Genomic DNA, 13,019 nt, shown 5'->3' with positions numbered 1-13,019 from the left:
ACGTCACCGTGGCGGTGTCGTCCGCCCAACGGATGACCGGTCGGTGGTCGAAAATGGGCCTAAGGCCCGACGCGGAGAGGCCCTCCGCTGCGCGACCGTGATGGACATGTCGCACATCTGGTTCGTCATCCTGGGCTGCGAGATCGGATTCTGGGCGGTGGTGCTGGCCGGTCTGGTGGCCCGCTACCTGCTGCGTCGCCCGCGCCTGTCGACCGGCATCCTGCTGGCGGTGCCCGTGGTCGACCTGGCTCTGGTCGCGGCGGTCTCACTGGACCTCTCCTCGGGTGCCCCGGTACAGAGCGTCCACCGGTTGGCCGGGATCTACCTCGGGGTGACCGTGGCCTTCGGCCACTCCATGATCGCCTGGGCCGATGGCTGGTTCGCCCACCGGTTCGCCGGTGGTCCGCGACCGCGCCGCACCTCGACCACCGGACCGGCCGCGCTCCGGCACGAGGTGACTGCGTTCGCTCGATGGCTCGCGGCAGCGGCGATCGCGGCGGGCATCACCTGGCTGCTCGCGATCACCGTGGCCGACGACTCGCAGGCCCGCGACCTGTACGGCATCTTCCCGACCCTCGGCGTGGTCACCGCGATCTGGCTGGTGACCGGACCGGTGTGGACCGCGGTGTCGGGTGGGCGGCGTCGCGGTTCAGACGTCCCGGCGGCGCAGCAGGATCGCCGCACCCGTCACCGCGGCGATCGTATAGACGAACAGCAGCGCGAACCCGGCCAGCGGTGACAACCCGTTGGTGACCACCGAGTTGTAGAGCACACCACCGGCGTTCGACGGCAGGTAGGGGTCGATGCTCGACTTCACCGAACCGGGAAGCAACTGGGTCACGGGGGAGAGCAGGAAGAAGATCGCCACGAACGTCGCGACCGCACCGGCCGTGTTCCGCAGCAGCGCACCGAAAGCCACGCCGATCACTCCCGCAAGAGTCACGTAGGCCGCGGCTCCGAACACCGATCGGAGAGCGCCATCAGCACTCAGCGAGACCCCGGCGTCACCGAGCACGGACTGGCCGATCAGGAAGGAGACGACCGCAGTGGGCAGCGAGACCGCGAACACCACGCCCGCGAAGACCGTGATCTTGGCGGCCAGCACGGGCAATCTGCTGGGCACCGCGGTCAACGATGTCCGGATCGATCCGGTGCTGTACTCGCCGCTGACCAACAGCACGCCTAGTACACCGATCGCCAACTGCGCGAACGACACCCCGGCCAGACTCAGATAGATGGGATCCAGGCCGCGGATGTCGCCGGCGTTGACCGCCGACACCATGGTCCCGATACCGATCATCAACACCACGGCCGTGGCCAGGGTGAGGTACGTCGATCGCAGCGACCACAGTTTGGTCCACTCCGATCGGAGTATGCCGAGGAATCCGATCTTCATGCCTGCCAACCCGGTGTCGACCCGTGCTGGGGCGGATTGGTCTGTGTGGGTGTCGATCACGGTGGTCACGATGCTGCTCCGACGGTCTCCGGGGTGGTCGATGTGGTGCTGGTCGACGCGGGGTCGGCTGCGTGGTACTCGACGGACTCGCGCGTCATCTGCATGAACGCCTCCTCCAGCGAGGGTTGGTGCGCGGCGAGTTCGTGGACGGGCATGTGCGCTTCCCATGCGGCGGTGCCGATTTGGCGTGCGGTGAGCCCGGTCACGCGCAACTGCTCCGGACCGTCGCGGCGGACCTCGACGGCGGGGCCGCGCAACAGGACCGCGAGTTCGTCGGCGTCGGGGGTGCCGACGGTGACCCAGCCGCCGGTGGCATCGGCCACGAAGTCGTCGACGGTGGTGTCGGCCAACAGCTTTCCCTGACCTATCACCACCAGTCTCGTTGCCGTCAGGGCCATCTCACTCATCAGGTGCGACGAGATGAAGACGGTGCGACCTTCCCGGGCCAACGTGGTGAGCAGGTTGCGGATCCAGAGCACCCCCTCGGGGTCGAGGCCGTTCACCGGCTCGTCGAGCACCACGACCTGTGGGTTGCCCAACAGTGCGGTGGCCACGCCGAGACGCTGACCCATCCCGAGGGAGAAACCGCCGACCCGACCGCGTGCGACGTCGGTGAGGCCGACCATCGCGAGGACCTCGTCCACCCGCGACGACGGGATGGCGTTGGTCTGGGCCAACGCCAGCAGGTGGTTGCGGGCCGATCGTCCCGGGTGTATTCCCTTGGCATCCAGCAGCATGCCCATCTCGGCCATCGGGCGGGACGACTGCGGGTAGGGCCGGCCGTTGACCAGGACCCGTCCGGCGGTCGGGGCGTCCAGACCGGCGATCATCCGCATGGTGGTCGACTTGCCCGCGCCGTTCGGGCCCAGGAATCCGGTCACGGTCCCGGGCTCCACGGTGAAGGTCAGATCGTCGACGACGAGGTGGTCGCCGTATCGCTTCGAGAGGTGCTCGACCTCGATCATGGTGTCTCTCCTCGTTCGCGCACCGGTCTCCCGGTGGTCTCGAGGACCACTGTGCGCGCAGAATCAGTGGCCCGGATGACAGAATGCTGGGAGAAACCTGTGAGGCGGGGTACTGTGATCGAAACCACGGGTCACCGAACACATCCGGAGGTTCATCGCACTCATGTCGCACCGATCGTCCGTTTCGCGCGTTCTGCTCTCCACTCTGGTCGTTCTCGTCGTCACCGTCGGCGGGTTGGTCGCCACCCGCGGCACCGGTACGGGCCGCTGAACGATTCCAGGCCTTTCAGGCTCAGCCGATCGTGATCTCCGATGGGCTCTCGCCGATCGTGGGCGTGATCACCGGAACTGTTTGAGGCGCCGTGGTCAGCGGGCGGCGTCGATGGTCTCGGGCTCCTCGGTCGGATGCACCTGTGCGGCAGCCTGTTCTGCCTTCGGGCTCCGGAACGGAATGGTCATGGTGATAGCCACCGCGACCAGGGCGGCGACCGCGCCCACGGCGAAGCAGAGCTTGAACGCACCTTCGGTGGGGATCTCGTGGCCGGCCAACGACGTGGTGGAGGTGGTCAACAAGGTTGCCATCACCGCCGAGGCGACGGTGGTGCCGATGGACCGCATCAACGCGTTGAGTCCCACGGCCGCACCGGCATCCGCGATCGGCACCGACGCCATGATCAACGTGGGCATCGCCGCGTAACCGATGCCCACACCCGAGGTGCCGATGACCGCGGCGACCAGTATCTGCCACGGCGCATGCATCAGGAAGAACGCGGCCAGATACCCCAGCGCGATCACCAACGCGCCGATGGCCAGGGTGTACTTCGCGCCGATGCGGTTCAGCATCATGCTCGAGATGGGTGCGAAGACCATCATCATCAGACCGCCGGGTGCCATCCACAGGCCGGCCTGCAGCACGCTCTGACCCAGTCCGTAATTGGTGGCCGTCGGCATCTCCAGCAACTGCGGCATCACGATCGACAGAGCCATCATGCCGAAGCCCACCGCGATCGCGGCCAGGTTGGTCAACAACACCGCCGGACGGGCGGTGGTGCGCAGGTCCACCAGCGGGTCGGGATGACGCAGTTCGAACCAGCCCCACGCCACCAGCACCACCACGCCGCCGACGAACAGGCCGATGGTCTTGGTGTCGGTCCAACCCCAGGTGTTGCCCTTGCTCACGGCCACGAGGGTGGCCACCAAACCGACGATCAAACCGAGGGCGCCGACCACGTCCAAACGGCCGCCGTGCTGGTCGTCGACGTGGGGGATGAGGGTGGCGATGAGGACGAGTACCACCAGTGCCAGCCCCAGCGACACCCAGAACAGGGCGTGCCAGTCGAGACTCTCGGCGACCCAGGCCGACAACGGCAGACCGATGGCGCCGCCGACGCCCAGGGTCGCGCTCATCGCGGCCACCGCACTGGAAGTCAGTCGCGGCGGTGTGACCTCACGCATCAGGCTGATGCCCACCGGGATGAAACCCATGGCCAGGCCCTGGAGGGTGCGTCCCGCGACCAGTGGCAGCACGGAATCCGAGAGGGCCGCGACCAGCGACCCGGCCGCCAGGAACAGTGCACTGGCGATGAGCACCCGCTGCTTGCCGAACATGTCGCCGAGGCGTCCGGCGATCGGCATCGCGACGGCACCACCGAGCAGGGTCGCGGTGATGACCCACGACGCGCTGGAGACCGAGGTGCCCAGCAGCTTCGGCAGTTCCGGCTGGATCGGGATGACCAGGGTCTGCATCAGGGCGGCAACCATCCCGCCGAAACACATCACCAGGATCACCGAGACGGGTGAACCGCTCTGCGCAGGTGACGCCGGGGTCGGATGCGCGCTGCCGGCGGCGGTGTCGGACACGAAGACCTCAGTTCGTCGAGAGATGGGGTGAACGCGCGACGACAACGGCCGCACAGTTCGGACAGACATCGAGATGTACCATACATATGTACTACACATATCTTGCGTCGGAGGTACTTTGCAGAGCGTGCGAGAGGGTGACGAGACGGCGGCCACGGGCTCGGAGATCAGGTCCGAGCACTGGCCGTGGCCGTCAGCGCTGCATCGTGACCTCGCCGAGGAGTTCCTCAAGATCAATCGCCGGCGCAATGCGGTGCACCCCGACTCGGTGCTGGACAACTCGGCTTTCGCGATCCTGTGGATCCTGTCCGACGGACGGCCGCGCACGCTGCGTGAGCTGACCCGGGAACTCGACCTCGAACAGTCCACCGTCAACCGTCAGGTCAACGGTGCCATCCGGTCCGGGTACCTCGAACGTTTCGAGGTCGACGGCTGTGCGAGTCGCAAGATCCGGCCAACCGACCACGGCCGCGCGGCCTTCGAGCACGACGGTCTCCTACGTGCCAACCGGCTCAGCGAGGTGTTCGCCGATCTGGCACCGGGACGGGCGGACGTGCTGCTGACCGAGATGCGAGCGTACAACCAGGCCTACGACCGGGTGCTGGAACGTGCCCGTCCGACCGCGGACCGAACGCGCGACACCGCCTGAGACGGCCGGCCCTCACGGAAGGGTCCACGTCACCGTTTACGTGAGATCTCCAGCCCACCCTGACCGGGCAGGGTGATCGACTGGAACGGCCCGTCGGGGTCGCGGACGTGACCGAGATAGTCCTGGTACTGGGAGAATGCGCCGACCACGTTGTCGCACAGCACGAGTGCGCCGGGGCGTAACACCGGTTCGAGAAGCAAGAGCGCGGGCAGTGCCATCGGAGTCCAGATGTCGACGAGGACGAGGTCGACCGGACCGCTGACATCGCGCAACGTCTCCCGCAGGTCGCCGTCGAGGATGTCGACGACATCTCCGACCCCCGCCTCGTCGAGGTTGCGGCGGGCGATGGCGACCTTGGCGGATTCGTGTTCGGTGCCGACCACCGACCCGCCACCGCCCTCACCGGCATTGTCGCGAACAGCGGCCGCCAGGTAGATCGTCGACACCCCGAACGAGGTCCCGACCTCGACCACCCGTCTCGCGTCGATGGCCCGACACAGCTGATACATGAGCGCTGCCTTCGCCGGAGCGAGCGCGACCATCTTGTCGGCCAGCATCTCCTTGCCCGACGTCGTCGCGGTCGTGTCCCAGGTCCCCTCCCGTACCCGACTACGCACTGTCGACCCGATCACCAACGGAATCGAACGGATCAACTGCCGCTTGCTCGCGCTGTGCAACCGATCGACGACCCGCTGTGCCCGCGGATCCAGAGGTCGCTTCGCCACCTTCTCCATGGTCACATGGTACTTAGGCGAGCCTAAGTGGGCTAGTGCCGTCCGGGGGCGTCAGCCCAGGATTCTCACGACTCCACGCGGTGCGCTCGGAGTTCATGCCCCTTGGATGTCAGACACCGCCCGCTCGGCAGATCCCACGACCACCCGTGCAGATTGCAGGTCAGCTTCTCGCCCTCGATGACCCCGAACTTCGACAGGTCGGCCTTCAGGTGCGGACACCGACGCTGGAGCTCCCAACCGTCCTTGACGATGGACGCCGAGTCGTCGTGCGCCTCGGAGAACCACCCGTCGGCGTAGGCGATGCGCTCATCGGTCAGGCACTTGAAGAACGTGTAGAGGTACTCGTTGTACCCACCGATGCGCCAGGTGGTGAACCGCGTGGACAGGAAGATCGTGTTCACCCAGTCGGGCTCGTTGTCGCGCAAGACCGTCCGCACCAGCTCCGGGGCGATGCGGAAACCGTAGCGGTACTTGCCCTCACCGTCCTTCGGCTCGCGGACGGTGCGATTGGGGAAGTCGAGCACCACGGTCTGCTCACCCATCACCAGGCCCACCGGGTAGCCGATGCCGTCGCAGATCAGGTCGCTCTGCCGCATGATCGGTTCGAACAGTTCGCGTAGCGGCTCCAGTAGCGGCTCGCCCTCGGCAGGCGCCCAGGTCTCCTTCTGCGCGGCGATCACCGGCGCGAACTTCTCCGCCATCCGGTCGAGGTAGGCCGGCTTGTTCTCGCCGAACACCTCCTCGGGCGGGTACGGGTGGTTGATCTCCAGCAGCTCCGAACCGCGCAGCTCCACCGACGAGCCCGAAACCATCATCAACCCGCGGTGCTTGGTGCCGTCGTCGGTCCCGTGGGTGACCATCTGGTCCAGGAAGGTGGCCTGGTCGGGGAAGATGCTGGTGGCCCGGCCCTGATCGTCGGTGTCGCCCACGTCGTTGAGATAGCGCAGATCGGCATCGAGGAACATCGGCGGACCCGCCGACGGGACCACCCAGGTGGCGCCGACCTGCTCGATGTACGACCGGGCGCGGTCCATCCCGCGCTGCCGCTTCTGCGCCGCGAAATTGGCCTTCGACCGTTTGGGGATGTCGTAGACCATCGGGTACCAGATGGCTCCGGAGTACTGCAGCAGGTGGATGTCGATGTGGCCGAACGCCTCACCGATGACGTCCAGGTCGACAGGACGGGCGTCGTTCATGTTGAACGCGGTGGTCTCGCCGTCGCCGACGATGAGACCGCTGTCGCCGATGGGTCCGTCGGCCGGGGCCCGCAACGCGATGATCATCACGTCCAACGAACCTTTCTCATTGGTCACCGTGGTCTTCACCGAGTCCTCGGTCTCGACGAAGCGGTGGAAACCGAGGCGTTCGAGTTCGCGACGCAGATCCGGAACCGGATAGTCGGGCAGCAGGACGGTGGCGTCCTTGTTCACGTTCTCGCGCAGGTTGCGCTCGTCGAAGTGATCCCGATGCAGATGCGACACGTACAGGTAGTCGCAGTCACCGAGCATGCGCCAGTCCAGCTCACTGTTGTCGGGGAACGGCACCCACGACGCGAAGTACGCCGGATTCACCCACGGGTCGCAAAGGATCGAACCGGCTGCGGTCTGGATGTGGAATCCGGCGTGTCCGACGCTGGTCACCTGCACTGGGAAAAGCCTTTCACGAGCGTGCGTCGTCCCCAGCCGGGGACGCCGACCACAAGGATATCGACCGCGCACCGACTAAGCTCCACGCCATGGAACCCGTCTACGACACCGTTATCGCCGTTGCCCGCTCGTTGTGGGCCGCCGAAGGGTTGAAGTTCACGGTGACGGGGGCGGAGAACGTGCCGCGCCGCGGCGGTGCCGTGGTGGCGCTGAACCACACCGGTTACCTGGATTTCACCTACGCCGGATTGCCCGCCTTCCTGCACGGTCGCCGCAAGGTGCGGTTCATGGCCAAGAAGGAGGTCTTCGACAGCAAGGTGTCGGGGCCGATCATGCGGTCGCTGAAGCACATCCCCGTCGACCGAGCCGCGGGTGCGGAGAGCTATCACACGGCCGTCGACTACCTGCGTCGCGGCGAGCTCGTCGGTGTCTACCCCGAGGCCACCATCAGTCGCAGCTTCGAGATCAAATCGTTCAAGTCGGGGGCGGCGCGAATGGCGTTGGAGGCCGGGGTACCGATCGTCCCCACGGTCATCTGGGGTGCGCAGCGCGTGTGGACCAAGGGCCATCCCAAGCGCCTGGGCCGCACCAACACCCCCATCCACATCGGCGTGGCCGAACCGCTGCAACCCACCGGTGACGCGGCCCAGCTCACCGAGCAGTTGCACAAGGTGATGAGCGAGACGCTGCTGGAGCTGCAGGACGCCTACGGCCCGCATCCGGCGGGCGAGTACTGGGTGCCCGCCCGGCTCGGTGGCGGTGCGCCGACCCTCGAGGAGGCCAATCGCCTCGATGCCGAGGAGGCCGAGGCCAAGGCGACGCGTCGGGCCGCACGCGAGGAGTAGTCACGCCGGTCGGTCGGTCGCCCGGCCGAAACGGCGGCGCGCGACGTCGACAAAGGCCGCGGTCGCCGCGGTCGGATCGGCTCGCCAGACCAGGCTCAGCAGGGCCGGGTCGTCGGCGCCGACCAGCGGTAACGCTCGCAGCGTCGAGGTGTGGGCCGCGGCGATGGATGCGCTCAGCACCCCGATGCCCAGTCCGCCGATCACCAACTCGGCCACTGCCGCCGGCGACGTCGCTGCCATCGCCACCGGCAGCCCACCGGTCGCCCTGTCGAACACCGTTCGGATGCCTGCACCCACCGGGAGGGCGACGATCGGTTCGTCGCGCAGGTCGTCGACGGTCGCCGCCGAGGCCGCGGCCAACCGATGCCCTCGCGGCACCACCACCACGATCGGTTCGCTGATCACGGTGAACTCGGCGAGTCCGGCCGGTGGTCGGGCGGCCGAGCCCACCAACGCGATGTCGAGGTCGCCGGTACGTACCCGGTCGGCGAGCCGCGGTGACTCGTCCTCGCTGAGCGACAGATCCACCCCGGGGTGAGCCCGACGGAAATCTCCCATGGCGGCGAACAGGGCGCCGATCGTGCACCCGTCGACCATCCCGACGGCCAGCGATCCCCGCAGTACCTGCTGGACGTCCGCCACGGCCTGTGCCGCCGCGCCCGCCTGGTCCAATGCCGCCCGGGCGTGCGGCAGCGCGGCCCGACCCGCCGAGGTCAGGGTCACGGTGCGCCCCACCCGGTCGAACAAGGGCGTTCCCCACTCGCGCTCCAGGGCGCGCATCTGCGCGCTGATGTTCGGCTGCGTGGTGTAGGTGCGCTGTGCCGCCGCGGTGAACGACAGATCGGTGGCCACCGCGACGAAGTACTCGAGCTGGCGAAGCTCCATAACTGTTGATGATACCGGCGATCAGAAACATCACTTGGACTTATCTGCGCGGTCGGCGAAGAGTCAAGAGCGCACACACGAACGATCACGACTCGAGAGGATCCTCCGATGACCGACACCGATCGCCCCACCACCGAGTACCCCACCGCACGACGTCCCGAGGACATCACCGCGCTGTTCGTGCAGTTCTCCAACGACGGCGATGCCGACGCGGTCGCGTCGCTGTACCACGAGGACGCGGTGATGGCCTTCCCGCCGGGACGCACCACCGTCGGCCGCGCTGCCATCCGCGACCTCTGGGCCTCGGTGCTGGCCAACCGGCCCACGTTCACCGCGGAGGAACCGCTGCCGACGCTGCGCTTCGGAGACCTGGCGCTGACCTCCACCCCGCCCCGCGACGGTGCCGGTGCGCGGGCCCAGGTGGTCGTGCAGCGTCCCGACGGCAGCTGGGTCCGGATCATCGACCAGCCCGAATTCCAGACCCCCGACCGGACCTGAACTCCCCGCGTCGCCCGTCGTGACCACCGTCTCTGGGAATCGCCTCAGGTGACGGTGGTTCACTGGTGATGACCGCGCGACCGCCGGGCGGTCGGTGATGATGCCGTCACGACGAGGAGATGCAGCAGTGCGGGAGGACAGCAGATGACCGGTAGCAGGCAACGCAAGCCTGTCGTCGATCCGCGTGCGGCGGAGAAGCGCCGCAGCATGATCATCCGGATCGCCGCGACGGCGGTGGTGATCATCGTGGCCGTCATCGTCGCGGTGGTGGTCATCGTGTCCAAGAACTCCGACGACTCCTCGTCGGCGTCGAATGCGTCGACCAGCCCGACCGTCGTCACCGACACCGGGGCCTTCCGGGTGAGCGGACCCAAGGCCAACGCCAAGGCGGTCCTCACCCTCGACGAGGACTTCCAGTGTCCGGTCTGCAAGCAGTTCGAGACGTTGTTCGGTAGCGCGCTGGAGCAGCTGCGCAGCAACCCGAACGTGGCGATCGACTATCACCCGATCGCCATCCTGGATCGGATGTCGTCGACCGGGTACTCCACCCGCGCGGCCAACGCGTCGGCGTGCGTCGCGCAGGCCACCGCGGCAGGTGGCGACTTCGCCACCTGGCTGAAGTATCACCAGGCTCTCTACGCACAGCAGCCCGAGGAGGGGTCGGCCGGACTCGCCGACCAGCAGCTCACCGAGATCGCGACCTCCGTCGGCGCCCCGGCGTCGGTGAGCAGCTGTGTGGACAAGGGCGTCTACAACGACTGGGTGACCGCACAGACGAAACAGGTGTCCGAGAACGGCCTCCAGGGCACACCGCAGGTCGAGTTGAACGGCAAGACGTTGACGCTCAGCACCCCCGACGCGCTGGTGGCGGCGGTGAACGCCGCGGCAGAGGGATGACAGACGAGGCGGTGACCGACCGCGCGGTCGAGCCGCGGTCCCACGATCGGGCGGACGAGACCTCCGTGACACCGAGCCCGGGCGCCGGTCGGGTGACCGGTGCTGCGGTGCTGCTCGGCGGCATCCTCGGCCTGATCGCCGCGCTCACGCTGACCATCGAGCGGTTCAAACTGTTCACCGACCCGGGGTACACCCCCAGCTGCAGCCTCAACCCCGTGCTGTCCTGCGGGTCGGTGATGAAGACCGCGCAAGCGGCGTTCTTCGGCTTCCCCAACCCGATCCTCGGCATCGGGGCGTTCTCGGTGGTGGTGGTGACCGGGGTGCTGGCCGTGGCGCGTGTCCCGCTGCCACGGTGGTACTGGGGCGGTCTCACCGTCGGATTGCTCGTCGGGATGGTCTTCATCCACTACCTGATCATCGAGAGCCTCTACCGGATCAATGCGCTGTGCCCGTACTGCATGGTGGTGTGGGCGATCACCCCGGCGCTGCTGGTGGTGGCTGCCCGACGCTGGGCCGCGCTGTCGGGGCGGCGCGGTCTGGTCGACGCCGCCGGATGGCTCTGGCCGGTGCTGATCATCTGGTACGTCGTACTGATCCTGCTCATCGCCGAACGCTTCTGGAGTTATTGGTCGACCTTGCTCTGAGTGCGCGGTCGCCGTGGGGCCCGTGGTCATGCCACGAAAACTGCGGGAAATCCGACCTCCCGCAGTTTCGGGGATGTGCTGGTGATGCTTCAGCGGGAAGTGATCACACCTGCGGGAAATCTCGCTCGGTCAATCAGAGAGACGCGCCGACCGTCGAGTGGATACCCCTGCCATGCCCGTGGATCGGGGCGTGCCGCGCGTGTCCGGCCGGATAGGCTGGGTCCCATGGAACCGGTATTCCGGACCCTGGAGATCATCGCTCACGGACTGGTCAGGGCTCAGGGTCTCGATCTGCGGATCGACGACGAGGACAATCTGCCGAGAACGGGTGGGGTGGTGCTCGCGATCAATCACACCAGCTACGTCGACTTCCTGCCCGCGGCGATCGGCGTCTACCGGGCCGGTCGTCGCGTCCGGTACATGATCAAAGCCGAGACGATGAAGTACGGCATCATGCGATTCCTCATCAAACACACCAAGACCGTGCCGGTGGACCGCCTCGCCGGCGCCGATGCCTACCGGCAGGCCGTGCAGACCCTGCGCGACGGGGAGGTGGTCGCGGTGTATCCGGAGGCGACGATCTCGCGCAGTTTCGAGCTGAAGGCGTTCAAGACCGGCGCGGTGCGGATGGCTCATGATGCGAACGTGCCCATCGTCCCGTGCATCGTCTGGGGTGCACACCGGCAGTGGACCAAGGGTCACGAGCGGGCGATGGGTCGCACCGGGCTGCCGGTGCATGTGCGATTCGGGCCTGCGCTGACCGTCGACGGCGATGTCCAGACCGGGACCGACCGGTTGCGCACGGCCATGCAGGACCTGTTGTCGACGGTGCAGGCCGGCTACGGACCGCACCCCGCGCGCGAGTTCTGGGTGCCCGCGTCGATGGGTGGGGGTGCCCCCACCCTGGCCGAGGCCGACCGGCTCGACACCGAGGAACAGGCACGTCGGGCTGCGGCACGCGCCGGACGCGAGACGTCGGGCGACGATGCGGCGTAACGCTTTCGGTCCTCCCACACTCATCGCGTCCGACGTCGACGGCACGCTGATCGACGACGACAATCGGGTTCAGCGACTGACGGCGACGGCGATCCGGCGGGCCGGTGAGGTCGGGGTGCCGCTGGTGCTGGCCACCGGTCGACCGCCCCGCTGGTTGGCCGAGGTCGCTGATCAACTGGACACGTCACCGTATGCGGTGTGCGCGAACGGCGCGATCCTGTACGACATCTCGGCCGATCGGGTGCTCACGTCGACCACCCTCGAGGTCGACGTGCTCGCCCAGTTGGCCGAACTGGCGTCCCATGTGTTGCCCGGATGTGGGCTCGCGGCGGAGCGGGTCGGGGCGTCGGCGCACGACACCGCCACCCCGCCGTTCGTCGCGGTGGCCGGCTATCAGCACGCCTGGCTCAACCCGGACCACCTCGAGGTGAGCAACGCCGATCTGGTCAGCGCGCCTGCAGTGAAGTTGCTGATCCGCTGTCCCGGGATGCGTAGCGGCGACATGACCTTTGCGATGCGGGAAGCGTTGACGATCAACGGTTTCGCCCGATCGGCCGAGATCACCTACTCCACCGACAACGGACTCATCGAGCTGGCCCCGCCGGGGGTCAGCAAAGCCACCGGGTTGTCGCTGCTGGCCGAGGTGGCCGTGCTGCCCGCGGACTCGGTGATCGCATTCGGTGACATGCCCAACGACGTGGACATGTTGCGCTGGGCCGGGCGCGGGGTCGCGATGGCCAATGCGCACCCGTTGGCACGCGCGGCCGCCGACGAGATCACCACGGGCAACAACAACGACGGTGTGGGCCGCGTCCTCTGGCGCTGGTTCGGTTGACCCCCGACCACCCCGTCGAGCGGGCCGAAACCGGAGTCGAGTGGGCCGATCGGCGTCGGAAGAGGCGAACGACGGCCCGCTCGACGTGAACAAGGGCCCGCTCGACGGG

Annotated in this window: 14 protein-coding genes; 8 read left to right on the top strand and 6 right to left on the bottom strand. The window is 67.5% G+C overall.

The features are described from left to right. Positions 1-106 precede the first annotated feature (106 nt). Positions 107-739, top strand: a complete 633-nt coding sequence (locus BW971_RS18320; RefSeq protein WP_234974480.1) for a hypothetical protein — start codon at positions 107-109, stop codon at positions 737-739. Here the strand turns inward: BW971_RS18320 and BW971_RS18315 are convergent. From BW971_RS18315 to BW971_RS18305, 3 genes are all read right to left on the bottom strand, one after another. Beyond that, on the bottom strand, positions 650-1,465 hold the full coding sequence (locus BW971_RS18315; RefSeq protein WP_143690456.1) for an ABC transporter permease: 816 nt from the start codon (positions 1,463-1,465) through the stop codon (positions 650-652). The genes BW971_RS18320 and BW971_RS18315 overlap by 90 nt on opposite strands. Continuing rightward, positions 1,462-2,421, bottom strand: coding sequence for an ABC transporter ATP-binding protein (locus BW971_RS18310; protein ID WP_076482519.1), 960 nt, complete (start codon positions 2,419-2,421; stop codon positions 1,462-1,464). The genes BW971_RS18315 and BW971_RS18310 overlap by 4 nt, the downstream gene beginning before the upstream one ends. 366 nt (positions 2,422-2,787) lie before the next feature. After that, a complete protein-coding gene (locus BW971_RS18305; protein WP_076482518.1) occupies positions 2,788-4,281 on the bottom strand; it encodes an MFS transporter in 1,494 nt (497 codons plus the stop codon). Between the two features lie 166 nt (positions 4,282-4,447). On the opposite strand from BW971_RS18305, the gene BW971_RS18300 reads away from it, so the two are divergent. Next, entirely contained in the window at positions 4,448-4,930 is a 483-nt protein-coding gene (locus BW971_RS18300; protein WP_076482616.1) for a MarR family winged helix-turn-helix transcriptional regulator, read from the top strand. Positions 4,931-4,959: 29 nt separating this feature from the next. Here the strand turns inward: BW971_RS18300 and BW971_RS18295 are convergent, their stop codons facing one another. Together BW971_RS18295 and BW971_RS18290 are read right to left on the bottom strand one after the other, a co-directional pair. Beyond that, the gene (locus BW971_RS18295; RefSeq protein ID WP_076482615.1) at positions 4,960-5,664 is read right to left on the bottom strand and encodes an O-methyltransferase; all 705 of its coding nucleotides are present in this window, start codon (positions 5,662-5,664) and stop codon (positions 4,960-4,962) included. A 65-nt stretch (positions 5,665-5,729) separates the two neighbouring features. Beyond that, positions 5,730-7,310 carry an MBL fold metallo-hydrolase gene (locus tag BW971_RS18290; protein WP_076482517.1) on the bottom strand — a complete coding sequence of 527 codons (1,581 nt, stop codon included), beginning with the start codon at positions 7,308-7,310 and terminating at the stop codon, positions 5,730-5,732. Positions 7,311-7,399: 89 nt separating this feature from the next. Here BW971_RS18290 and BW971_RS18285 point away from each other — a divergent pair, with 89 nt between their 5' ends. Further along, positions 7,400-8,155 carry a lysophospholipid acyltransferase family protein gene (locus tag BW971_RS18285; protein WP_076482516.1) on the top strand — a complete coding sequence of 252 codons (756 nt, stop codon included), beginning with the start codon at positions 7,400-7,402 and terminating at the stop codon, positions 8,153-8,155. Here BW971_RS18285 and BW971_RS18280 read toward each other — a convergent pair whose 3' ends face one another. After that, a complete protein-coding gene (locus BW971_RS18280) occupies positions 8,156-9,040 on the bottom strand; it encodes a LysR family transcriptional regulator (protein ID WP_076482515.1) in 885 nt (294 codons plus the stop codon). It abuts the gene before it with no gap. A gap of 108 nt (positions 9,041-9,148) precedes the next feature. Here BW971_RS18280 and BW971_RS18275 point away from each other — a divergent pair, with 108 nt between their 5' ends. The 5 genes from BW971_RS18275 to BW971_RS18255 all read left to right on the top strand — a co-directional run bounded on the left by BW971_RS18275 (position 9,149) and on the right by BW971_RS18255 (position 12,910). Then, positions 9,149-9,538: a YybH family protein gene (locus BW971_RS18275; protein WP_076482514.1), complete on the top strand. Its 390-nt coding sequence runs from the start codon at positions 9,149-9,151 to the stop codon at positions 9,536-9,538. Positions 9,539-9,682: 144 nt separating this feature from the next. Beyond that, the gene (locus BW971_RS18270) at positions 9,683-10,435 is read left to right on the top strand and encodes a DsbA family protein (protein WP_076482513.1); all 753 of its coding nucleotides are present in this window, start codon (positions 9,683-9,685) and stop codon (positions 10,433-10,435) included. Beyond that, complete coding sequence (locus BW971_RS18265; protein ID WP_083710324.1) at positions 10,432-11,079, top strand: vitamin K epoxide reductase family protein; 648 nt, start codon at positions 10,432-10,434, stop codon at positions 11,077-11,079. The genes BW971_RS18270 and BW971_RS18265 overlap by 4 nt, the downstream gene beginning before the upstream one ends. Positions 11,080-11,304: 225 nt before the next feature. Next, positions 11,305-12,075 carry a lysophospholipid acyltransferase family protein gene (locus tag BW971_RS18260; protein ID WP_076482512.1) on the top strand — a complete coding sequence of 257 codons (771 nt, stop codon included), beginning with the start codon at positions 11,305-11,307 and terminating at the stop codon, positions 12,073-12,075. Next, the gene (locus BW971_RS18255) at positions 12,065-12,910 is read left to right on the top strand and encodes an HAD family hydrolase (RefSeq protein WP_076482511.1); all 846 of its coding nucleotides are present in this window, start codon (positions 12,065-12,067) and stop codon (positions 12,908-12,910) included. Before BW971_RS18260 ends, BW971_RS18255 begins: the two co-directional genes overlap by 11 nt. Positions 12,911-13,019: the final 109 nt, after the last annotated feature.

The sequence above is a fragment of the Williamsia sterculiae genome (assembly GCF_900156495.1).
Taxonomy (GTDB): domain Bacteria; phylum Actinomycetota; class Actinomycetes; order Mycobacteriales; family Mycobacteriaceae; genus Williamsia_B; species Williamsia_B sterculiae.
The sequence above is the reverse complement of the archived record's forward strand: the minus strand, read 5'-3'. Positions and strand labels throughout refer to the sequence as shown.

Coding starts and splice junctions, on each gene's coding strand:
- BW971_RS18320 (WP_234974480.1), top strand. CDS start 107: ATGTCGCACATCTGGTTCGTCATCCTGGGCTGCGAGATCGGATTCTGG.
- BW971_RS18310 (WP_076482519.1), bottom strand. CDS start 2,421: ATGATCGAGGTCGAGCACCTCTCGAAGCGATACGGCGACCACCTCGTC.
- BW971_RS18295 (WP_076482615.1), bottom strand. CDS start 5,664: ATGGAGAAGGTGGCGAAGCGACCTCTGGATCCGCGGGCACAGCGGGTC.
- BW971_RS18285 (WP_076482516.1), top strand. CDS start 7,400: ATGGAACCCGTCTACGACACCGTTATCGCCGTTGCCCGCTCGTTGTGG.
- BW971_RS18280 (WP_076482515.1), bottom strand. CDS start 9,040: ATGGAGCTTCGCCAGCTCGAGTACTTCGTCGCGGTGGCCACCGATCTG.
- BW971_RS18275 (WP_076482514.1), top strand. CDS start 9,149: ATGACCGACACCGATCGCCCCACCACCGAGTACCCCACCGCACGACGT.
- BW971_RS18270 (WP_076482513.1), top strand. CDS start 9,683: ATGACCGGTAGCAGGCAACGCAAGCCTGTCGTCGATCCGCGTGCGGCG.
- BW971_RS18265 (WP_083710324.1), top strand. CDS start 10,432: ATGACAGACGAGGCGGTGACCGACCGCGCGGTCGAGCCGCGGTCCCAC.
- BW971_RS18260 (WP_076482512.1), top strand. CDS start 11,305: ATGGAACCGGTATTCCGGACCCTGGAGATCATCGCTCACGGACTGGTC.
- BW971_RS18255 (WP_076482511.1), top strand. CDS start 12,065: ATGCGGCGTAACGCTTTCGGTCCTCCCACACTCATCGCGTCCGACGTC.